This is a genomic window from Dyadobacter sp. BHUBP1 (assembly GCF_050587785.1).
In the GTDB taxonomy this organism is placed as follows: domain Bacteria; phylum Bacteroidota; class Bacteroidia; order Cytophagales; family Spirosomataceae; genus Dyadobacter.
Map to the genome: position 1 here is coordinate 97,183 of NZ_JBOBIH010000009.1, position 22,728 is coordinate 119,910.

Annotated in this window: 21 protein-coding genes; 11 read left to right on the forward strand and 10 right to left on the reverse strand. The window is 48.6% G+C overall.

Annotated features, from left to right (window positions below; translation table 11 throughout):
* Positions 1-30: 30 nt before the first annotated feature.
* From ACQ4MZ_RS26900 to ACQ4MZ_RS26925, 6 genes are all read left to right on the forward strand, one after another.
* On the forward strand, positions 31-402 hold the full coding sequence (locus ACQ4MZ_RS26900; RefSeq protein ID WP_430850419.1) for a GxxExxY protein: 372 nt from the start codon (positions 31-33) through the stop codon (positions 400-402).
* An 88-nt stretch (positions 403-490) separates the two neighbouring features.
* Positions 491-1,390, forward strand: coding sequence for a 3-keto-disaccharide hydrolase (locus ACQ4MZ_RS26905; RefSeq protein WP_430850421.1), 900 nt, complete (start codon positions 491-493; stop codon positions 1,388-1,390).
* Positions 1,391-1,504: 114 nt separating this feature from the next.
* Positions 1,505-3,157 carry a gliding motility-associated ABC transporter substrate-binding protein GldG gene (gldG, locus tag ACQ4MZ_RS26910; protein ID WP_430850423.1) on the forward strand — a complete coding sequence of 551 codons (1,653 nt, stop codon included), beginning with the start codon at positions 1,505-1,507 and terminating at the stop codon, positions 3,155-3,157.
* Between the two features lie 109 nt (positions 3,158-3,266).
* A complete protein-coding gene (gene dnaN / locus ACQ4MZ_RS26915) occupies positions 3,267-4,391 on the forward strand; it encodes a DNA polymerase III subunit beta (RefSeq protein ID WP_430850425.1) in 1,125 nt (374 codons plus the stop codon).
* Between the two features lie 185 nt (positions 4,392-4,576).
* Entirely contained in the window at positions 4,577-4,951 is a 375-nt protein-coding gene (locus ACQ4MZ_RS26920; RefSeq protein ID WP_430850427.1) for a BlaI/MecI/CopY family transcriptional regulator, read from the forward strand.
* A gap of 2 nt (positions 4,952-4,953) precedes the next feature.
* On the forward strand, positions 4,954-6,846 hold the full coding sequence (locus ACQ4MZ_RS26925; RefSeq protein WP_430850429.1) for a M56 family metallopeptidase: 1,893 nt from the start codon (positions 4,954-4,956) through the stop codon (positions 6,844-6,846).
* Between the two features lie 53 nt (positions 6,847-6,899).
* Here ACQ4MZ_RS26925 and ACQ4MZ_RS26930 read toward each other — a convergent pair whose 3' ends face one another.
* Entirely contained in the window at positions 6,900-7,976 is a 1,077-nt protein-coding gene (locus ACQ4MZ_RS26930; RefSeq protein WP_430850431.1) for a 2Fe-2S iron-sulfur cluster-binding protein, read from the reverse strand.
* Between the two features lie 130 nt (positions 7,977-8,106).
* The gene (locus ACQ4MZ_RS26935; RefSeq protein ID WP_430850433.1) at positions 8,107-9,321 is read right to left on the reverse strand and encodes a pyridoxal phosphate-dependent aminotransferase; all 1,215 of its coding nucleotides are present in this window, start codon (positions 9,319-9,321) and stop codon (positions 8,107-8,109) included.
* 182 nt (positions 9,322-9,503) lie between these two features.
* Here ACQ4MZ_RS26935 and ACQ4MZ_RS26940 point away from each other — a divergent pair, with 182 nt between their 5' ends.
* Positions 9,504-11,030, forward strand: a complete 1,527-nt coding sequence (locus tag ACQ4MZ_RS26940) for an RtcB family protein (protein WP_430850435.1) — start codon at positions 9,504-9,506, stop codon at positions 11,028-11,030.
* 3 nt (positions 11,031-11,033) lie between these two features.
* Here ACQ4MZ_RS26940 and ACQ4MZ_RS26945 read toward each other — a convergent pair whose 3' ends face one another.
* The 4 genes from ACQ4MZ_RS26945 to ACQ4MZ_RS26960 form a co-directional block, all read right to left on the reverse strand.
* A complete protein-coding gene (locus ACQ4MZ_RS26945; protein ID WP_430850437.1) occupies positions 11,034-11,243 on the reverse strand; it encodes a prevent-host-death family protein in 210 nt (69 codons plus the stop codon).
* Positions 11,240-11,500, reverse strand: coding sequence for a type II toxin-antitoxin system RelE family toxin (locus ACQ4MZ_RS26950; protein WP_430850439.1), 261 nt, complete (start codon positions 11,498-11,500; stop codon positions 11,240-11,242). Before ACQ4MZ_RS26950 ends, ACQ4MZ_RS26945 begins: the two co-directional genes overlap by 4 nt.
* A 28-nt stretch (positions 11,501-11,528) precedes the next feature.
* Complete coding sequence (locus tag ACQ4MZ_RS26955) at positions 11,529-12,776, reverse strand: hypothetical protein (protein WP_430850441.1); 1,248 nt, start codon at positions 12,774-12,776, stop codon at positions 11,529-11,531.
* Between the two features lie 114 nt (positions 12,777-12,890).
* A complete protein-coding gene (locus ACQ4MZ_RS26960; RefSeq protein ID WP_291201438.1) occupies positions 12,891-14,102 on the reverse strand; it encodes an NADP-dependent isocitrate dehydrogenase in 1,212 nt (403 codons plus the stop codon).
* 116 nt (positions 14,103-14,218) lie between these two features.
* Between ACQ4MZ_RS26960 and ACQ4MZ_RS26965 the strand changes: the two genes are divergently transcribed.
* Positions 14,219-14,803: a 5-formyltetrahydrofolate cyclo-ligase gene (locus tag ACQ4MZ_RS26965; protein ID WP_430850443.1), complete on the forward strand. Its 585-nt coding sequence runs from the start codon at positions 14,219-14,221 to the stop codon at positions 14,801-14,803.
* 209 nt (positions 14,804-15,012) lie between these two features.
* Positions 15,013-16,023, forward strand: coding sequence for an aspartate-semialdehyde dehydrogenase (locus ACQ4MZ_RS26970; RefSeq protein ID WP_430850445.1), 1,011 nt, complete (start codon positions 15,013-15,015; stop codon positions 16,021-16,023).
* 72 nt (positions 16,024-16,095) lie between these two features.
* Here the strand turns inward: ACQ4MZ_RS26970 and ACQ4MZ_RS26975 are convergent, their stop codons facing one another.
* Positions 16,096-17,313: an NADH-quinone oxidoreductase subunit D gene (locus ACQ4MZ_RS26975; protein ID WP_430850447.1), complete on the reverse strand. Its 1,218-nt coding sequence runs from the start codon at positions 17,311-17,313 to the stop codon at positions 16,096-16,098.
* A 2-nt stretch (positions 17,314-17,315) separates the two neighbouring features.
* On the reverse strand, positions 17,316-18,884 hold the full coding sequence (locus tag ACQ4MZ_RS26980; RefSeq protein WP_430850449.1) for a glycoside hydrolase family 10 protein: 1,569 nt from the start codon (positions 18,882-18,884) through the stop codon (positions 17,316-17,318).
* A 326-nt stretch (positions 18,885-19,210) separates the two neighbouring features.
* Here ACQ4MZ_RS26980 and ACQ4MZ_RS26985 point away from each other — a divergent pair, with 326 nt between their 5' ends.
* Positions 19,211-21,025: a glycosyltransferase gene (locus ACQ4MZ_RS26985; RefSeq protein WP_430850451.1), complete on the forward strand. Its 1,815-nt coding sequence runs from the start codon at positions 19,211-19,213 to the stop codon at positions 21,023-21,025.
* 48 nt (positions 21,026-21,073) lie between these two features.
* Here the strand turns inward: ACQ4MZ_RS26985 and ACQ4MZ_RS26990 are convergent, their stop codons facing one another.
* Positions 21,074-21,391 carry a type II toxin-antitoxin system VapC family toxin gene (locus ACQ4MZ_RS26990; protein ID WP_430850453.1) on the reverse strand — a complete coding sequence of 106 codons (318 nt, stop codon included), beginning with the start codon at positions 21,389-21,391 and terminating at the stop codon, positions 21,074-21,076.
* An 82-nt stretch (positions 21,392-21,473) separates the two neighbouring features.
* Positions 21,474-21,725 carry a hypothetical protein gene (locus tag ACQ4MZ_RS26995; protein WP_430850455.1) on the reverse strand — a complete coding sequence of 84 codons (252 nt, stop codon included), beginning with the start codon at positions 21,723-21,725 and terminating at the stop codon, positions 21,474-21,476.
* A 161-nt stretch (positions 21,726-21,886) separates the two neighbouring features.
* On the opposite strand from ACQ4MZ_RS26995, the gene prmA reads away from it, so the two are divergent.
* The gene (prmA, locus tag ACQ4MZ_RS27000) at positions 21,887-22,723 is read left to right on the forward strand and encodes a 50S ribosomal protein L11 methyltransferase (protein WP_430850457.1); all 837 of its coding nucleotides are present in this window, start codon (positions 21,887-21,889) and stop codon (positions 22,721-22,723) included.
* Positions 22,724-22,728: the final 5 nt, after the last annotated feature.

Genomic DNA, 22,728 nt, shown 5'->3' on the forward strand with positions numbered 1-22,728 from the left:
GTCTAAATGGGATTACTAATCCTATTTAAGATGGAAATCATTTACATAGAAGAGTCTTACGCTGTTATTGGCAAATGCATTGAGGTGCATAGAGAGCTGGGGCACGGCTTTCTCGAAATTGTGTATAAGGATGCGCTGGAAATACTTTTCCGGCAAGCGTGCGTATTTTACGAGCGGGAAAAGGAGTATCCTGTGTTTTTCCGAGGAATTCTATTGCCGCATAAGTTCTTCGCCGACTTCGTCGTATTTGACAAAATTATTCTTGAAATCAAATGTGTTTCTTGCCTGACTGACGAACATGTTGCGCAGACTTTGAATTACTTGAAAGTTTCAGGGAATAAGTTAGGGCTTTTGGTGAATTTTGGACGCGGGAAGTTAGAATACAAGCGGCTTGTACTTTAATTTCATGCCACGAAGACACGAATTAAACACGAAGAGCATTCGTGAATATTCGTGCCTTCGTGGCATTCAAAATAAACGAAGCTACTCAATGATTCGAAAACTAAGCTACCTGCTACTTACATTCGCTATTTCATTTGCCACCAAAGCCCAGAAAAGCAACAAAGACAAAGAAGAATGGCAATCCCTCTTCAACGGCAGGGACCTCACGGGCTGGGACGTGAAGATTGCAGGGCACAAGGTGAATGACAACTACAAAAACACCTTCCTGGTCGAGGATAACATGATCCGCGTAAACTACAAGGAATATGATAAGTTCACGACCGAATACGGCCATATGTACTACAACAAGCCTTATTCACATTATAAAATCAGACTGCAATACCGCTTCACCGGCAACCAGGTACCCGGCGGCGCGTCGTGGAATGTGCGGAACAGCGGCATTATGTTGCATTCGCAATCCGCAGCCAGCCTCGGGCTCGATCAGGATTTCCCGATTTCGCTGGAAATGCAGTACCTCGGTGGCCTCAATGCGGGCGAGCGCAACACGGGTAATCTCTGCACGCCCGGTACGATCGTGGATATCGACGGCAAGCTGGCCGAAGCGCATTGCATTAATTCCTCTTCCAAAACCTACAATGGCGATCAATGGGTGGATGCGGAAGCAATTGTACTCGGCGATTCGATCATTTATCACATGATTGGCGGCGATACAGTACTGGTTTACACCAATCCGCGCATTGGCGGCGGCTATGTCGGCAAAACCCATACTTTTAAGGATGGGAAAGTAAGTAATGAGGCCGAATGGATTAAAAAGGACGGGACAAAACTTGGCAGCGGCTATATTGCATTGCAGGCGGAAAGCCACCCGATCGATTTCCGGAATATCGAATTGCTTAATCTGAAAGGCTGTATGGACCCGAGGGCGACGAATTACAAATCGTATTACGTAGCGGCCGACAATTCAACTTGTAAGTATAAAAAGAAATAACCGGCGTCACGAAGGCAATAAAACCTGATTGATTTTCGGTTTTTTATATTTTTGCAGGAATGGACGGTTCGTCTGAATCGTCCATTCTTCGTTTATAAATCAGCCTTTGTGCTAATGAAAAACACCATTACCCGGTTTGCACTGCTCGTGGTTGTCCTGGCCGGGATCAACTGGCTTGCGTCATCTTTCTTTTTCAGGTGGGACCTTACGGAAGATAAGCGGTACAGTATTTCCGATGCGACCAAGCAGCTTCTCGGAAGCCTGGAAAAGGATGTAATCGTGAATGTGTACCTTAATGGCGACTTTCCTGCGGGCTTCGAACGCCTCGAAAGTGCTACCCGGGAAACCTTGGAGGAATTTAAAACGTACGCCAACGGCCACCTGATTGTCAATTATTCCGATCCTTCGGATGCCACAAGCGAAGAGCAGCGTCAGAAACAATACATGAGCCTGATCGACCGTGGGCTGAACCCCACCAATGTTTTCGCAAACGAGGATGGCAAACGCACCGAAAAAATCATTTTCCCTGGTGTAATCGTGCAGGCGGACACGCTGTCGGTGCCAGTGCAGCTGTTAAAAGGGAATAAAGCGAGTACGCCGGAGGAACAATTGAACCAATCCTACGAGGGCGTGGAGTTTGAACTCGCATCCGCGATACGTGTACTCGCGAACCCGCAGCGCAAAAAAGTAGGGTTTGTCGTTAGCCATACGAAAATTTCTCCTGCCCGTTTGAGCGATATTATTGCCACAATCCAGCAGAGTTACGATGTATTTCTAGATATGAACAATCCGGAATCATACGAAGGACTGGATGCATTGATCGTGATGAAACCCGACAGCGCATTTTCGGAGGACGAAAAATACAAGCTCGATCAATACGTGGTAGGCGGCGGCAAAGCGCTGTTTTTCGTGGACGGCGCTCGCGTGGATAGCGTGAGCCTCGACGGCAATTACGCCCAGCCACTCGACCTGAACCTCGGTGATCTATTTTTTAAATGGGGTATCAGGCTGAATACCAATCTCGTAAAAGATTTGAACTGCGCGCAAATCCTGCTGAATGTGGGTAATGTAGGCGACAATCCCGAAATCCGCCCAATGCCCTGGCGCTTCTTTCCGCTACTAAATAACTTCGGAAAACATACCGTTACCCGTAACCTTAATGCGGTTTATACCCGGTTTCTGAGCTCGATCGATACCGTAGGAGGCGCGAATAGCATTGCTAAAACGCCTTTGCTGATGACCTCGCCTTACACGCAGCTTGTGAATGCGCCCGCGCTCGTAGGCTATAACGAGGCGCGCAAGGACCCGCAGCCGTCGGAATACCGTTCGGGTATTAAGCTTGCCGGCGTTTTGCTCGAAGGATCATTCACATCGCTTTTTCAAAACCGCATTCTGCCCGGTGATCCGCGGGCGGCGAAGTTCAAGGCGAGTGGAAATGCCGGAAAGGTGATTATCTGCTCCGACGGTGACCTGATTGTCAACGATTATGATTATAAAAGGAATGCACCGTTACCGCTCGGTTACGACCGGGTAACCAGGCAAACCTACGGCAACAAGGATTTCGTGCTGCATGCGCTCGATTACGTGACCGACGCCAACGGTTTGATCAATGCCCGGAGCAAACAGATTGCCATCCGGGCTTTGGATAAAATTCAGATCCAGGAAAACAGGAAGTTCTGGCAGGCGCTTAATTTGCTGCTGCCTGTGGTGCTAATCGGCCTTTTCGGCGTAGCGAGATATTACCTTAGAATCAGAAAATTTGGGTGACAACGCGGCTGGCGCTTCCGTAATTTTTTATACTTTTGTTCCCTACATCAAAGTTTTTCCGGAATCTTCCGCATATAAATCTATCAACTAAACACTTACGTCACGAATTATGAAGTTTGTCGTTTCGTCATCAGTTCTACTCAAACAGCTGTCAGCTATAAACGGTGTCGTTTCAACGAACCCAATTGTGCCAATCCTTGAAAATTTCCTTCTTACACTGGAAGGAAATTCACTGACCGTGACTGCATCCGACCTTCAAACCGTAATGATTACGGAAATTGAAGTGGAATCATCCGAAAAAGGAGCTATTGCCATTCCCGCAAAGTTGCTGCTCGATACCCTCCGCGGCTTGCCCGAGCAACCAATTACCTTGCAGGTGAATGCTGAAACATTTGGTACCGAGATTATTTCCGATAACGGCCGTTATAAATTGTCGGGCGAGAACCCGATCGATTTTCCTAAAACACCGGTTGTGAACCGTGGCCAGTCCGTGGATTTCTCCTCAACTGCGTTGGGATCGGCTATTTCAAACACACTGTTCGCAACCAGCACCGACGATCTCCGGCCTGCTATGACGGGGGTTTTCGTGCAAATGGGGGCCGAAAGCGCAACTTTCGTAGCCACCGACGGTCACCGCCTCGTGCGTTACCGCCGTACCGACATTAAATCGGACATTGATACGTCGATGATCATCCAGCGCAAAGCGTTGAACCTGCTGAAAAGCTGTCTGCCTTCCGACGATGTTCCCGTAAAAGCGGAATTCACTTCTTCAAATGCATTTTTCAGCTTCGGTAATATCCGCATGATCTGCCGGTTGATCGACGAGCGTTTCCCGGATTACGAAAACGCGATCCCGACCAACAACCCGAATACGCTCACCATTAACCGTCTGGAAATCCTCAGCTCGCTGCGTCGTATTTCCATTTACTCCAACCGTACTACCCACCAGGTGCGTATGAAAATGTCACTGAACGACCTGGTAATCTCGGCAGAAGACCTCGATTATTCGAACGAAGCCAACGAGCGCTTGATGTGCGAGTACAATGGCGACGATATGGAAATCGGTTTCAATGCCAAATTCCTGATTGAAGTACTGGGTAACCTTTCGAGCAAAACCATCACCTTCGAACTTTCCGCTCCTAACCGCGCCGGACTCATTATCCCGGTGGATCAGGAAGAAAACGAAGACATATTGATGCTCGTAATGCCGGTAATGCTGAACACTTACGTTTAGGATCTAATCATTAGCTATATCAAGTCCGGCCTCTCCGCCGGACTTTTTTTGTTTTATAATCTACTCAAATACAATATATTAGTTAACATCAAGCGTTAACTACGAAAAAAATCGTAATAAAGGTTTGCAAGTACGATTTTTTTCGTAGACATTTGGTACGAAGATTATCGTAATTAACTAATAGCATGTATATCAAGCCCACCGACTCCGAACTGGAAATCCTGAACTACCTCTGGCAGGCAGGTCCAAGTACCGTCCGTGCCGTGCATGATGCCCTTTCCGAAACCAAGGATGTTGGCTACACCACCACCTTGAAGCTTATGCAAATCATGCATGACAAAGGGCTGCTCTACCGCACGGAGCAAGGACGGTCGCACATTTACGTCGCGCTTCTCGGCAAAGAGGAGACGCAGCAAAACTTGGTAGGTAAAATGGTTGAAACCCTCTTCCAGGGTTCTGCTGCACAGATGGTGATGCAAGCGCTGGGAAATCACACTACCTCCAAAGAAGAACTGGATGAAATTCGCGCGTTATTAAATAACCTGGAAAACAACCGTTAGCCATGAAATTCTTCTCAAATCTGTTGCCCAGTCCGGCCGTTTCCGCATTTGGCTGGACGCTCATTCATTCGATCTGGCAGGGAACACTGCTGATGCTGGTTGCTGTCGCCGCATTCTATTTTTTGAGAAAAAAATCAGCCAACATGCATTACCTGGCGGGTGTTGGCTTCCTTTTCGCACAGGTGATCGCTTCTGTCGGAACATTCATTTACTACTATTCTAAAACCACCAGCGCGGTTTCCAATGTAAAAGCCCTGGCGCGCTACACCGCATTATCCACATCCCGCACGTGGGCGGAAGTCTCCCGGGACCTGCCCATTACATTTAAAATACAAATGTGGCTTACCGCCCATTTACACGAGTTGGTTATTTGTTGGCTCATTGGCTCAGGCATTCTGTTACTGCGTTTCGCCGGCGGCTGGGTGTTTACGGAAAGGCTTCGCATTAATGCCAAAATCGTCATGGACAAAGAATGGCGGGCACGTTTCGGAGTGATTATTGCCAAAATGAATATTTCCAAGGCCGTGGAATTCCGTGAAACGGCCAAAGTGCTCACGCCGATGGTGATAGGAACTTTCAGCCCGGTGGTATTGATCCCGGTTGGTTTGCTTTCAGGTTTTTCTACCGCGCAGGTCGAGGCGATCCTCGCACACGAGCTCGCGCACATACGCAGGAACGACTACCTCATTAATATGCTGCAATCGTTCGTGGAAGTGATCTTTTTCTTCCACCCGGCTATATGGTGGCTGTCCGAAAAAGTGCGTGCCGAACGGGAGCATTGCTGCGACGACATTGCGCTGGCCGTTTGCGGCGACAAAATGTCTCTCGCCCACGCCCTCGTGAAAGTGGCCGAATGGCAGGCTACGCCTGGACTTGCTATGGCATTTGCTTCCAAAAAACCATTGCTTTTGCACCGCGTACAGCGTGTTTTAGGTTTAAATCCCAAACCTGTACGCACATTTTCAAGCCTTCCTGCAATGATTTTCGCTATCGGACTAGTGATCGGCATTTCAGCCTATGCAGTGGCGCAAAAGGTTGAAAAGGATAAAGAAAGAAAGGCCGCCAAACACATGACCGTGAAAAAACGGAAGCCAGTGAAAACAGATATCCGCGAGGAACATGAAATGGACGAAATGGCGGAAGTTACTGTGGATGAAGGCGTTCTTGAAAGTATCGAAGCAGATTTGGCCCATGTGGAGATCGATATGGAAGCCCCTGAGATGGATTTCGGCCAAACAGGCAGCGACAAGCTATGGGAACTTAGTCACAAGATCAGGGCAATGGAGGACGATTTGAAACCCTACCATGCCAGATTGCAGGAACTACATCGCGAACGGGAAAAATACCTTTTTGAAATAGAGCGATTTCAACGCGAAATTGAGAAAATTGAGTGGAAAAAACGCCGCGCGGAAGAAATGAGGTCCGATTTGATGGAAAAAAGATCCGTCATCTTCAATCAGGATGGTAAGGAATCGAAGCTCAGCGATGCGGAGTTAGACAAGCAGCTTGCCGATTTTGAACAACAAATCAAAACTCAGGAACAAGCTATTTCAGAGTTCAATAACCAGATTTCCAACACAACAAAAGAAGTGCTGAAAGCCGAAGAACCCGAACGGAAAATCCAAAGGGAAATCGAGGAGGTAAATTACAAAATCAGCGAGCTCGGAATGAGTATCGGGCAGGAAAACGCGATGTATATGAAAATGCGAGGCGTGGAAGAGCCTCCGCGCGCACCACGCGTTGCACGCAGCAGTCGTCTACGACGTGCAGGAACGCCCCCTCCTCCCCCACCTACTCCAATTGCAGCACCAGCCAAGGTAGTTCCTGCTGTGCCTGCGAAACCCGTACCAGCTCCGAAGCCTCCGCTTCCGCCGAAAAAGGCGCTTAAAGATTAAGCAAAACAGGCAGCGACTGGATCGCTGCCTGTTTCATTTTATATATCGAATCGTTATTCCACTTCAATTACCACGTCGTCACTCATCGGGTGCGTCACGCAGGTAAGGATAAACCCTTCCTTAATCTCCGCTTCCGACAGCGCATCCTCCTCATCCATTTGCACCTTCCCGGACGTACACCGGCCCATACACGCGGTACACATACCCGCCTGGCACGAATACGGCAGGTCGATATCCATATTCAGTGCTGCTTCCAGCACTGTTTCGTGTGGCTTAATGGGTAATTTATATTCAGTTCCTTCGTAAAACAGCGTGATTTCACGCGTTTTAGGTGAATCGTCGTCTTCTATCTCTGGTTCCACCGTCACCTCACCTGGCTTAGCCGAGGTTGCTGTCGCAAAGCTTTCCTTTCGAATCTTGCTCTCCGGCACTGCCAGGATCGATAACGCGCGATGCGCTTCTTCCATCATATCCTCAGGCCCGCACAGGAAATATTCGGCTTCTTTTTTATTCAGCGTAGGAAGCTTTTCGATGATTTTAAGCACATGGCTTTTATTCAATCGCCCGGTTTCACCTTCCCAGCCTTCGTTTGGCTGGCTCAATGTGTGTACAACCGTGAAGCGTTCGCCATATTTAGCCTCCAAAGCCGCGATTTTGTCTTTGAAAATAATGCTATCCTCTCGCCGGCTTCCATAGATCAGGAAAACTTTGCTTTCCGGTTCCACCATCAGGACGGACTTCAAAATCGAAAACAACGGGGTAATGCCGCTTCCGGCGCCGATAAATACTACCTGGCGCGTCTGATCATCGGCCTGTTTTGGGAAAAAATGGCCCATAGGCTCCAATGCTTCCAATACGTCACCTTCTTTTAGCGTATCGAGCAGCAGGTTCGAGGCGTAACCGCCTGGTACCCGCTTAATGGTTATCGCCAGCGATACATCGGTATAAGGCGAGCTCGACATCGAGTACGACCTTCTGATTTTTTTATCCTCAAAAGGTAGCAACAAAGTCAGGAACTGCCCCGGCCGGTACTGAACGACTTCGTTGATCGGATGCCAGAAATGGATGGTCGCAGCCTCCTCCGTTTCTTTTTCTATCTCTTTTACTTTTAAAAAATAATATTTGCTCATTGTTGGCTGTAAGCTTTAAGCCATAGGCCCTATGCTTATTTGTTCAAAAACCGGTGCACTAATGCGATGCAAAACAACACAAAAGCCTCACAGGTAACACCTATGAGGCTTTTATGATTTCATATTTGTACTATTTCAAAGTCGCAACGGCGTCTTTGATGCGTTTTACCGCTTCTTCCAATGCTTCATCAGCAGCGGCGGTCGAGATACGGATACAATTTGGTGCACCGAAACCTGAACCTGCTACGGTCGAAACATAAGATTTGTTCAGAATCCAGTTCGCGAAGTCATCCGAGTTATTAATGGTCGTTTCACCATCCGATTTTCCGAAGTAATAGCTCACATCCGGGAATGCATAGAATGCACCTTGCGGAACATTCACCTTGAAGCCCGGGATCTCTTTCAGCAAACCTACCACGAGGTCACGACGGCGGTGGTATGCCTTTGCCATCTCGATAGAAGGCTCTTTCGGGCCGTTGAATGCGGCCGTTGCCGCTTTCTGCGCGATAGAGTTAGTTCCCGAAGTAACCTGGCCTTGCAGCTTCTCAACGCCGTCGGCAATCCATTTTGCCGCTGCGATGAAACCGATCCGCCAGCCTGTCATCGCATAGCCTTTTGCAACACCATTCACGGTAATCACGCGGTCCTTCAATGCAGGGATAGATCCGATGCTGAAATGGCCTTCCTCGGTGAAGTTAATGTATTCGTAGATCTCGTCGGCCAGCACGTACACACCTTCGTGTTTTTCGAGCACCGCCGCAATTTCTCTCAATTCTTTTTCTGAATAAACAGCGCCTGTCGGGTTGTTCGGCGAAGCGTACATCACCACTTTCGTACGCGGTGTGATCGCTGCTTCCAATTGCGCGGCGGTTACTTTGAAATCATTTTCAAAAGCACCGTCGATGATCACCGATTTACCTTCCGCGAGCTTTACCATTTCGGAATAGCTCACCCAGTAAGGCGCGAAAATCACCACTTCGTCGCCCGGATTAACCAGAACCTGGATCACGTTCGCGAGTGAATGCTTGGCACCGGTCGAAACCACGATATTTTCGGGTTTCCAATCTATATTATTGTCGCGCTTTAACTTATCAGCAATAGCCTTTCGCAGATCAGGGTAACCTGCTACGGGTGAGTAACCATGAAAACCATCATCGATGGCCTTTTTAGCGGCCTCGCAAATGTGTGCGGGCGTCTTGAAGTCTGGCTCTCCAACGCTCAGACTGATCACTTTGTGGCCTTGGGCGGCCAGTTCACGGGCCATTTTGGTCATCGCCAGCGTCGAAGATTCTTCGAGGGCGTTGATCCGGTCGGCCAATTGAGTTTGCTCTGCTACTGCGGACATTGCAACGTTTTAATTAAGTTAAAGAAGGTACTGCGAACTGTATCAACAAATTGCCCGCAAAGGTACGGGTTTTTTAGCAGTTGCATTGTATTATGTCAAGAAAGATTTAATGGCATCGCATCAATTAGCAGGCGGCAAACCCGATCTACTTGAAATAGTCGCTTATTCAACGATATTTGTTTATGAACACACCCATCACCATTGAAGAAATCACCTATCTGGCCAACGTGCCGGAAAGCCTGCACTCCGCATTCCTGCGCGTAGCGAACGGCCTGCACGAACGCGCAAAATACCCGAAAGAGAAGGTATTGCTGATGCTGGTTAAAATGCTGAACGACCCTAAAAAGTACGCTTACTCCAAAAATAAGGTCACAAATCTGGCCAAAACGGTTTATGATCTTAGAAAGGCAGGCACCGAAATTTCCCTGACCGACGACGGTAAGGAGCTCATCTATAATGAAGAGGCCGTTCTCACTTTGGAAGAAAAAGAACCACAGCAAAAGAACACCTTCAACCTTCGCGAAGACAAGCTGCATTATGCCGTTTTTGGCAAAGAACACATCGAAGAGGGAGCATTGGCACAAATGGAAACGGCCGTTAGCTTACCCATATCGGTCGCTGGTGCATTAATGCCTGATGCACACCAGGGCTACGGTTTACCCATCGGCGGTGTACTCGCCACGGAAGCCGACAAGGTAATCCCCTATGCCGTGGGCGTCGACATTGCCTGCCGCATGTGCATGTCAGTCTTCGATATTCCCACCGATTACCTCAAACGCGAGCCGCATTTCCTGAAAAAGATACTCACCGAAAACACCAAATTCGGCATGGGCGGCGAAACGGCACGGAAATACGACGAAAGTATCATGGACCAGCCCGAGTGGGATGCCACCAAAACAATCCGCTCGTTGAAAGACAAGGCTTACCGGCAGCTAGGGACTTCCGGAACCGGCAACCATTTTGTTGAATGGGGCATTGTAGAAGTATTTGAAAACGACCCACTTTTAAATTTACCCAGAGGCGAATACCTCTCATTACTCTCGCATTCCGGCTCACGCGGTTTTGGCGGGACCGTTGCTAACTATTATTCCAAACTAGCCATGCAAAAAACGGTGCTTCCGAAGCAAGCCGCGCATTTAGCCTGGCTGGATTTAAACACTGAAGAAGGCCAGGAATACTGGATCGCGATGAACCTTGCTGGCGACTATGCCTCCGCCAACCACCACGAAATCCACAACAAAATGGCCAAATCGTTGGGAGAGAAGCCATTAAAAATCATCGAAAACCACCACAATTTTGCCTGGAAAGAGCAGTTAGCAGACGGTCGCGAAGTGATCGTCCACCGTAAAGGCGCCACACCCGCCGGTAGCGACGAACTCGGCATTATTCCCGGCTCGATGAGCCAGCCAGGTTACGTTATCCGCGGTAAAGCCAATGCAGCTTCCATTAACTCCGCTTCACACGGCGCCGGGCGTGTGATGTCGCGCACGAAAGCATTCACGACCACGACACGCAGCCAGATGAATAAAATTCTGCAAGATAATGGTATTCAGCTCATTGGCGGAGATCTGGACGAATCGCCGATGGTTTACAAAAATATTGATGATGTGATAGCGGCGCAATCGGAGCTGGTGCACGTGCTGGCGAAGTTTTCGCCTAAGATTGTCAGGATGGCGGATGCGAATCGGAAGGAAGGGTGGGAGGATTGAGGATTAGTCGATGCCCAATTGTGCTTTTACCTCTTCCAAACTGTGCCAAGTTTTGGTTTCCGCCGTTATCCTAACCGCTCTCATATAATCTGCAAAGTCTTCAAGGCTGTCAAAACCGGAAAGCTCTCGTAGCAATGTCTCGTACTCGTGAATAGGAAGCATAGCAAATTTAGGTTTGCCATCCTCTTCTATAATTTGTGCATTTAAGTTCATAAGTATATATCTCTTCTATGCCCTACATCAACCACTTCTAAAACTTCCAACTCCTTATATTTATTGAAGAGAACCCGGTAGTTACCTATTCTTAAACGATATACCGCCCGCAGATGGTTTTGAAGGCATTTGACGTTGCTGTTTGAGTTCGGAGATTTTGCGAGTTCTTGCAGTTGTTCGATGACCTTTTCAGCGTCTCGCTTTGGGATAGATTTAAGACTCTTCAAAGCCCGATCTGTGAATATCAGTCTGTACATCAGGGAGCATAGTGTGTTTTCTATAAAGTTAAAACACCTCCCCCAAATTCACAAACAACCCCCTAGACCCATCCATTCCAAACCCATAATCAATCGCAATATTAGCACCCGAAGTCTTATTCACCTTAATGCGGATGCCCACGCCCCCCGCAGGGGCGATTTTTCGGAAGCTTTTCGATGGCCAGTCGGAGACACTCTGTGCATTAGCGAATAGCACCCCGCCGAAAAGCCCGTTTTTGGTTAATGCAAAGCGGTATTCGGATTCAAAATAGAGCAAATTGGTACTGCGGAAACGACCCTGGATGTAGCCCCGGCCAATATTGGTGGTAGGATCCCAGCCGGTCGCAGGGAGGTCGAGGTAGGGAGGCTTGCCGATAGTGAGCCAGTTGTAATTCCAGAATGCCAGGGTATTCTGGCTGCCGCGTGGCAGGTTGAAGTAACGGCGGACGTCGATCACGACGGATTGCCAATTGTTGGTGCTGCCGAGCGAAGCCATGTTCGGGCGAAATTGTACATTGCTGTAAAAGCCTTTCAGCGGGTTAATCGAGTTGGTCCGGCTGTCGTAAGCAACCGTAACCAGCGGCCCGACTGACGACGATTTGTGGCCCAGTCCATAATCTTTAATGTCCTGGTTCATCTTTTCTTCCTTATCTGTCTGCATGATTTGCCATCTTTTGTCATAGGCAAAACCCAGCCCGACGAAAAACGACTTGCCTATTTTCTTCAAAATCGTCTGATGCAATCGCAAATGTTTGTATTTCAACCCCGTAGCATCACTAAGCTTTGAATCCGAACCCAAGCCGTAGGTATCCTGCGGATATTTGAAAAACCGCCAGTCGACGACGAAATTATAGTTATTATGCCGTGTCCAGATGTTGGCCTGCACGGGAATAGTCATCTGCTTGTATTCGGTGTAAATGAAATTGGTGGTAATGCTGGAAATGTTCGTCGTTTTAGGGTTGCTCGTGTAGAATGCGATGTTCGCATTGAGCGAGCCCGTGAGTCCGGACGAGAGCGTATACCCGCCCGCGGGCACGAGGGAGAAGATCGGCTTGCCGGAACGTATCTTCGGAACGCGTACCGAATCCGATTTGTCCTTCGATTTCCACTGCCTGAGTACGTCGATCAGGTCTTTTTGCATCACTTTTTGCGCGGAATCTGCGATGGTTACCGTGTCCTGGGCGGCAATCTGCCCGGCAATTACATAATTTCTGGCTTGCAAACCATTCACGGTCAGCACAATGAGCGCAGTTACGATGTAAAAAGCCTTGATCACTGGGTCGGGTTCATTAAGTACATTCCCAGTAATATATATTAAAATAGTACCTGCCACAAAAAAAGCCATCGGCTTCTCACGAAACCGATGGCTTTGTACCACTAAATGTGGTTGTTATGCCAAAGCAGCTTTCAGGTTAGCGTCGATGGCTTCCAGGAATTCCTCTGTGTACAGGTAGTGCTCACCGTGTTTCACATCGTTTCCGTAGATACCCACCGCCAAATCTTTGGTCATTTTTCCGCTTTCTACGGTCTCGATACACACTTTTTCAAGCGCTTCTGAGAAGTCTATCAGCGGTTGGTTGTTGTCCAGCTTACCACGGAACGCCAAACCACGGGTCCATGCGAAGATGGAAGCGATCGGGTTAGTGGAAGTAGGCTTGCCTTTCTGGTGCTCACGGTAGTGGCGAGTTACAGTTCCGTGTGCGGCCTCGGCCTCCATGGTTTTGCCATCCGGCGTAACCAATGTAGAAGTCATCAGACCCAGTGAGCCGAAACCTTGCGCAACGGTATCCGACTGAACGTCACCGTCGTAGTTTTTACAAGCCCATACGAAGTTACCTTCCCATTTCAATGCGGAAGCTACCATATCGTCGATCAGACGGTGCTCGTAATGTACTTTTCCTTTGTATTCGTTTTCGTACACTTCCTGGAAGATGTCCTTGAAGCGGCCGTCGTATTTTTTAAGGATCGTGTTTTTGGTAGACAGGTACAAAGGCCATCCTTTGTCCAAAGCCACGTTGAAGCATGAACGCGCAAAGCCGCGGATCGACTCGTCGATATTGTACATACCCATCGCCACACCTGCACCTTTAAACTGGTACACTTCGTGCTCGATTACTTGTCCGTCTTCACCTTCGAATTTGATCGTCAGTTTACCTTTTCCCGGTACAACAAAGTCGGTAGCACGGTATTGGTCGCCGAATGCGTGACGACCTACGATAATTGGCGCCGTCCAGTTAGTAACCAGGCGAGGCACATTGCTCATTACAATCGGCTCACGGAACACAGTACCATCGAGGATGTTACGGATCGTTCCGTTGGGCGATTTCCACATTTGTTTCAGGCCGAATTCTTCAACACGTGCTTCGTCAGGTGTGATAGTCGCACATTTGATACCCACGCCGTACTCTTTGATAGCGTTGGCTGCATCGATAGTCACCTGGTCATTGGTCTCGTCGCGGTACTCGATACCCAAGTCGTAGTATTTGATATCTACGTCAATGTAAGGGAGGATCAGTTTTTCCTTGATAAATTTCCAGATGATGCGGGTCATTTCATCGCCATCCAGTTCTACGACGGGATTGTCAACTTTAATTTTGCTCATGTCTTAAATTCTATACAATAGTTAAAGATTTTGAAATCAGACCGTGAAAGTACGAACAATAGAATAAAAAGGCGAAATTTCCTCCGATTACATCCCCAAAAAGAAGACATTACCCGATGAAAAAGGCCGCATTGCGCAAGGAGTTTTTACAAAAAAGAAAGGAAGCAGATGAGCGCTCGCTGACCGAAAAACATGCCCTCATCAGGCAGAATCTTGAAAAATACCTTCGGAGCAAGACGTTTGGGGTGCTGCACACTTTCCTGCCGCAGCTCAATGCGCGGGAAGTGGATACGTTCGGCATTATCGATATGTTAAGAAAATCGTTTCCGACAATACGCATTGTCGCGCCGTATATCATCCCCGGAACGCGGGAAATGGAGCATTTCCTGATAACTCCCTTCACACATTTGGTCACGAACCAATGGCGGATCCCCGAGCCTGATCCGTTGACTTCTGAGAAAATTTCGCCGGACGAAATCGATATTGTCCTCGTTCCACTCCTTGCGTTTGACCGCAAAGGTTATCGCGTCGGCTACGGCGGCGGCTATTATGACAGATTTCTGCCTCAAACACGCCTTGACTGCATCAAAGCAGGCCTTTCGCTATTTGAAGAAGTGGATGAAATAGAGGATATTGATCAATATGACATTCCACTCGACGCCTGCATTACACCTCAGCGTGTGTATGATTTCAGTGATTGATAAGCGAAGTTATTAAAGCCGAAAAGCCTAGTAAACAACTCTGAAATGTCGGCTTTAACCGTTCCTTCCTGAATTTTAATGCATTAATGGTTGATTTTCCGGTATCATTCTAAAAAACTGCGTAAATTTGCGGCACTTTTCGCAAGGGCGTTGTATGTCTGTCGCCAAGAGTAAATCATATTCTATCCATTTTTAATCTTAATGCAAGAATGAAAATCGCAGTAGTAGGCGCTACCGGTCTGGTGGGCGGCGAAATCCTCAAAGTGCTCGAAGAGCGTAATTTCCCGGTGACGGAGCTATTGGCCGTCGCATCTGAAAGGTCTGTTGGCAAGGAAGTTACATTCAAGGGTAAACAGATAAAGGTGATCGGCTTCGAGGATGCGATTGCTGCCAAACCGGAGATCGCGATCTTCTCGGCTGGCGGTGGCACTTCCCTCGCCCTTGCACCGAAATTCGCAGAAGCAGGTATCACCGTTGTAGATAACTCTTCGGCCTGGCGTATGGACCCTACCAAAAAACTGGTGGTTCCGGAAATCAATGCAGGCGAATTGACGAAAGAAGACAAAATTATTGCCAACCCGAACTGCTCGACCATTCAAATGGTCGTGGTGCTGAACCCGTTGCACAAAAAATATAAAATCAAGCGTGTGGTTGTTTCCACTTACCAATCGGTAACCGGAACCGGTAAAGCAGCCGTAGATCAACTGTTCTCGGAACGCGCCGGCGACCACAGCAAAGGTAAAGTATACCCGCACCAGATCGACCTGAACGTATTGCCGCACATCGACGTGTTCCTCGACAATGGTTATACCAAAGAGGAAATGAAAATGACCAACGAGACGAAAAAGATCATGGGCGACGACAGCATCGCGGTAACCGCTACAACGGTTCGTATCCCTACGATCGGTGGTCACTCTGAGGCGGTTAACATCGAATTTGAAAACGAATACGACCTCGATGAAGTACGCCAGATCCTGAGCGAAACCGAAGGCGTAATCGTACAGGACGATCCGAAAAATGCATTGTACCCAATGCCATTGACGGCGCACGGCAAAGACGAAACTTTCGTAGGCCGCATCCGTCGCGATGAATCTCAGCCTAAAACACTGAACCTCTGGATCGTAGCGGATAACCTGCGCAAAGGAGCTGCCACCAATGCGGTTCAGATCGCTGAGTTCCTGGCGAAACACGATTTAGTTGGCGTTGCCGCAGAAGCGTAATTTTAAGAGTTATCGTAAATGAAAAGAGCCGCGGTCATGCGGCTCTTTTCATTTATATACAAATCTAAAAATCTACCTGTCGACCTCGCCCATTACCACATCAATAGACCCAATCACAGCGACAAGGTCAGCCAGCAATGCCCCTTTTGATATTTCACCAATTACCGAAAGGTTATTGAAAGAACAAGCCCGCGCCTTGCAGCGAACGGGAATGTCTGAGCGGCCGTCGGTACGGAAATAAAAACCCAGTTCTCCTTTCGGATTCTCCGCACGAACATAGAAATCCATCGCCTTCGGTCGTATTTTCTTAGGAACGATGGCTTGCGGATCAAAATCGCGGGTCCTTTTATGGTCTCCCTGTAATTGTACCAAACTCTGTTCAATGATTTTGACCGATTCCCAGCATTCCACCACGCGCACCCAGGTACGGTCCCAGCAATCGCCTGTTTTACCTAGTTTGCCTTCACCAATGGGTATTTCAAAATCCAGCTCAGGATACACGGAGTAGCCATCGACTTTTCTCAAATCATATCTCAAACCCGAACCGCGCAGCATTGGACCGGTGCAACCATAATTGATGGCCACGTCCAGCGGCAGCACGCCCACATTGGCAGTTCTTTGAATAAATATCTTGTTATCCACTACGAGCTGCTGCAATTCGGTCAGCTTGGGCTTCAAATATTTGACAAACTCCGAACAACGCTCCTCAAAGCCGACTGGCAAGTCATAAAATAGCCCACCTATCCATATATAATTGTACAACATCCGCGCACCGCACGTCCATTCGAGGAGGCGCAGGATCTGTTCGCGGTCGCGCATCATCCACAGGAAGGGCGTATACGCGCCTATGTCCATCGCGTACGTCCCCAGCGCGACGAAGTGCGAGGCCAGGCGGTTCAGCTCGGCCACGACAACACGGATGTATTCAATGCGTTTGGGAATGTCGTTTTCAATGCCCAGCATTCGCTCCACACCCATCACATAAGCATGCTCCGAGTTCATCGCGGCCACGTAATCCATGCGGTCTACATATGGAATGATCTGGTTAAATGGCAATGACTCGGCGTGCTTTTCAAAACACCGGTGCAGGTAACCCAAATGCGGCACCACATCAATCACCACCTCACCATCGGTCACGACTTCGAGCCGCAATACGCCGTGCGTCGACGGGTGCTGCGGCCCCATATTGAGCACCATCTCCTCTGTACGAAGATTTTCGGAGTTGTATTTGGTAGGCGCCGAAGCAATGAAATGCCCGGGTTTATATTCGTATTGGATAGAGTTGCTCATACCTAAAACCTGACTAGCTTCTGATCGTGTACTTCCACCCGCAACGGACCGATGGGCCGGCCTTCGTTGTGCAGACGATCCACCGCCGTAACATAATAAACGTATCTTTTGCCCGATTCCGCGGTCATATCCACAAATTTCTCCCCTGTATAGCACATACCGAGAATCCGGCGTGGGTCGTGGGCAGTAGCCTTTTCATCGGGTGGGAAGCGATAAATGACATAATACCAAGCCTTATCGCCGTCCGCAGCTTCATCGGGTTGCTCCCACGTAAGTTCAATGCCACGGGAAAGCAATGTGGCTTTCAGGCTTTTCGGGGATAATGGCGGAATTTTATCCTTCCACGGCATGGTAGGAATCAATGCAGGGTATTTGAAAAGGTCCCGTTTCAATGAGTCCACAAAACCGAGACTGTTGGCCCGTAACGATCTCGAACTGAAAAAAATCGACCCATCTGCCTCGCTATCGCGGAAGTAACGGACCTGGTTAGGTATTTCGGCAGGATTTGACCAATGCGAGTCTCTGTCCTTATACCCGACGCGGTAGGCGCCCATACCAATATATAAATGCCTTTCGAAACAGTTCTCGGTCCACCAATCCACCAGGTTTTTATAAGGTACCCTGTTGAACCCGGAAGAGAAATAGACTTGCGGAGCAATGTAGTCGATCCAACCCTCTTTTACCCAGCGGCGGCTGTCGGCGAACAAATCGTCATAAGACGCCAGCGCTCCGAATGTTTTGGAGCCTTCGGCGTCACGGTCCTTATTACGCCACACACCGAACGGACTGATCCCGAATTTAAGTCTCGGATTCAATGCTTCGAGTGCATCGTGGATTTGTTTTACTAATAAATCCACATTATGGCGGCGCCAATCGGCCTTGTTGGTGTAACCGTCGGAATATTTGCGGAAGGTCGCGTCGTCCTGGATCACCTGTCCGGGAGCGGCATACGGATAAAAATAATCGTCGAAATGAATGCCGTCGACATCATAATTTCTGGCGACGTTGACGGTCATGTCGGTAATGAACTTCCGCACTTCCGGGATACCGAAATCAAATAATTTATAACCGTCGTACGTCAGAATCCACTCCGGATGGAGCCGGCTGATATTCTCCGCTGAAACGCTTTTGGAAGATTTATGCACCAGGCGGTTGAGGTTCAGCCAGGCGTGAAATTCGAGGCCCCGCTTATGCGCCTCGGTAATCATGAAGTCGAGCGGGTCCCACATGGGTTCGGGTTTGCGTCCCTGCACACCCGTAAGCCATTCCGACCACGGTTCGGGACTTTTGGCGTAGAATGCATCCCCCGCGGCGCGCACCTGCACGAACACCGCATTCATCCCAACCCGCTTGTGAAAATCAAGCAGCTCAGAGAACTCCTCCTGCTGCTCCTCGGGGAGAAGGGTCTTGCTGCTTGGCCAATCAATATTGTCGACAGTGGCAATCCAGACCGCTCTAAACTCTCTCTTCGGGGGCAGGTTACTCTCCGTTTCCGCGCTCTGAGCCATGCAACTTTCCAGCAAAAACGTGATAATAACGAAGGAAAGCGCAACAATTTTAATTTTTTTCACTATCTGACCAATGCAAAATGTTAATCCAACCAAAGTAACGTATTTTGGAACAAAGTTAGCCGACAACCGTCTTAATTTCGAGCAATAACGGTTTGATTTGGATCGGCATATGAAAATTGGTGCTGGTTGCCTTTTCTTGACTTAGTTATATTTTGACACTGGAATGATGTTTTAAACCGGCTTTGCCGTTGTGTGCGCAAACATTCAGGTGTTGTAATTCTGAATTATTTTTCTGCATATTTATTGTGTAATAACAAGGATTTTTGTGACATAACCGGACGCAGGATCCCTTTAAATACCCTAGTAACGCTTAAACTGTACCCTAATTGGAACCATTTGTCAAAACCACTAAGAAAAACGTCCTGTTCGAAGTTGCATGGGAGGTTTGTAATCAAGTTGGAGGGATATATACCGTAATAAGGACCAAGGTGCCCGCCATGGTTGAGAAATGGGAAGAGAACTATTTTCTCCTTGGGCCTTATTTCGAAAAGAAAGCGTCTTCCGAATTTGAAATGATTCACGATCTTGACGATTCCCCGGCAGGGCGTGTCGTCAAGCGGATGCGTGACATGGGTTTCGCGGTGCATTATGGCTACTGGCTCGTAACCGGAAAGCCACGGGTGGTGCTGTTCGATGTCGACAGCATTATGAACCAGCTCGATGCGATCAAATTTAATCTCTGGGAAAAGAACCGGATCCCGACAATCAACGTAGAACACCTTGTCAATCAGACGCTTTGCTTTGGAGAACTGGTACGTATATTCCTGAAAGAATACGCGGAAGAAAATGCCAAACGCGAAGAAATCTCGGTGCAATTCCACGAATGGATGGCAAGTACCGGGCTCCCGGAGCTGAAACGCGAGAATGTCAAGATCGCCATGACGTTCACAACGCACGCGACCATGCTCGGCCGTTACCTGGCACAGAATGTATCGGGTTTTTACAACAAACTCCCTTTCTTCGACTGGGAGCAGGAGGCAAAAAACTACGGTATCCTCGCCCAATGCTCGATCGAACGCCAGGCCGCGTTGAATGCACACGTGCTTACCACGGTGAGCGACGTTACCGCCCGCGAGTGCGAAGTGTTCCTCGGCCGCATGCCCGACCTTGTCACACCAAACGGCCTCAACGTAGTGCGCTTCCAGGCCGTGCATGAGTTCCAGAACCTGCACTTGAAGCATAAGGAACGCATCCACGAATTTGTGATGGGGCATTTCTTTCCCAGCTACTCTTTCGACCTGGACAAGACGCTCTATTTCTTCACATCGGGCCGTTATGAGTATTCCAACAAGGGTTACGACCTCACGCTGGAAGCCCTCGCGCGCCTGAACTGGAAAATGGTACAGGCGAATATGGACATGACGGTGGTGATGTTTATCGTTACCAAGCAGCCCTATACGTCGGTCAATCCTGACGTTTTGCAATCGCGCGCTGTGTTGAATGAGTTGCAGGAAACCTGTACGGCCATTGAGAAGGAAGTCGGGGAAAAGCTGTTCCTCGCCACCGCTTCGGGTGCCGATCACAAAATGCCTGATTTGAACGAGTTTGTGGACGAATACTGGCGGCTGCGCTTAAGAAGGACCATCCAGAGCTGGAAAACTGACAGGCTCCCCGCGTTTGTCACGCACGACCTTAAACAGGAAGACGGCATTACCGATTTCTGTAAGCGCGCCAACCTGGTCAACAACGAGCGCGACCGCGTCAAAATCGTTTACCACCCGGATTTCATCGCTTCGACCAACCCGTTGTTCGGTCTCGATTACGGGCAATTTGTTCGTGGCTGCCATTTGGGCGTGTTCCCGAGTTACTATGAGCCCTGGGGCTACACCCCGCTGGAATGCGTCGTCCGCGGCGTTCCGACGGTCACCAGCGACCTGTCAGGTTTCGGCGACTACATCATGCAAATCATGCGTGACTACGAAAACCGGGGCATTTACGTCATTAACCGCAAATCGCAGACCTTCTCGCAAGCCGCAGACCAACTTGCCGATATCCTCTTCAAGTTCGTGAGAATGCAACGCCGCGACCGCATTATGCAGCGCAACAGGGTTGAAAATATTTCGGATGTTTTTGACTGGATGAATCTGCGGTCGTATTATGACACGGCGCATGATTTGGCCGCGAAGCGGCGGAAGCCCTAATAGCATGTAAAAAGCCTGATAGTGTGATGCTATCGGGCTTTTTACATTTCATGCCTCTATGAGTGAAATGATTTCGCTGTAAATCTTGAAATTTCCATCTGCGGAAATAATAGGCATTTTCTCTGAATATGCGGTTGCCAGGATAAGCCGGTCGAACGGATCGCGGTGTTCTTCGTGCAGCGGAATGACATTGTAATTATCGATGTGCGCGGCAGATATTGGTATTAACCCAAAACCATCTGCGAGAATCACCTTCTCTAACTCGTTAATCGAAATCGGCAGGTCGGGGAGTTTGCCGATCTTTTGTTTGATGGCGATTTCCAGAAGGCTCACATGCGAAACAAATATGGCATGGATCGATAGCACATTAATAGTATTGGGAGATAATTTCAGCGGAGAAGTGAGCGCCCATATATAAGCACCTGGGTATCGAGCAAGTACCGCTGCATTATTTATAATCTTTTAAGTCATCCAATGGCGCATTGAAATCCTCTGGAATTTGATAGCCCTTATGAGCCAAACTCCCAAGTCTGACGCGCTTTGCTCTCACTTCTGGTGCCTTTGACTTATCCTCATTCATAAACAACACGACCACCTCCGATTTCTCGACGGTTGGCGGCGTTTCTTCCAAGGTCAGAACGCCGTTTTCGTAAGTTCCCTTCACTGCGGTGTACATATTTCGTTCCTTAGGTTTACTCAAATTTACGAATTTTAAAGATAGGTAACCCAGCTTTGACCTCACGTAAATACGATTAATCCCGGTAATTTTAAATTGGATTTAAAATTACCGGGATTAATCGTCCTGATTCCTGAAATTTTTCAACACCTTCACCCCACAATTTTTACCAATAATCAATTACAATGAATTATATCGAACTGGATTTGAAAGTAGATCCCGAGTTTTCGGAGATATTAATGGCAGAACTGGGTGAGGCAGGATTTGAATCGTTTGTCGAAACCGACGAAGGATTGCTCGCTTACATTCAGGAGGCCGATTTTAACGAGCAGGCAATCCACGATTTGACAGCCAAATACCTGGATTTAACGACAATAGCCGCAACCTGGAAATCGTTAGAAAGGAGGAACTGGAACGAGGAATGGGAGAAAAGCTACGAGCCGATCGAGGTGGGTAACCAGGTACGCGTGCGGGCGACGTTTCATGAGCCCGATCCCTCTTTTAAATACGATTTGCTGATCCAACCTAAAATGTCGTTCGGCACAGGACACCACGAAACGACGTGGCTCGTGATGAATGAGCAACTTAGCCTGCCTCATGAGCGTCTTTCGATCATGGATGTAGGCTGCGGGACAGGGATACTGGCGATTTTGGCGTACAAACTCGGCGCTTCGCACTTGCTGGGCTTCGATATTGACGAATGGGCTGTGGAGAACACCCGCGAGAATTTCGCTATGAATGGGCTCGCTGCCGAATCGGAAGTGTTTCAGGGGACGATCCAGGATGTGCCGGAAGAGAAAATTTTCGGAGGTGTCCTGGCCAATATCAACCGGAATATCCTGCTGGCGGAAATTCCGACCTATGTAAAGCACCTGGAGCCCGGCGGCTGGCTTGTCACCAGCGGATTTTATGAAACCGATCAGGCCGATATTGAAAAATGTGCAGCGGAAAACGGCTTGAAAAAGCTGAGATCCAATACGCGCAACCAATGGGCAACCGTTGTTTTTGAAAAAATCAAATAGTCCAT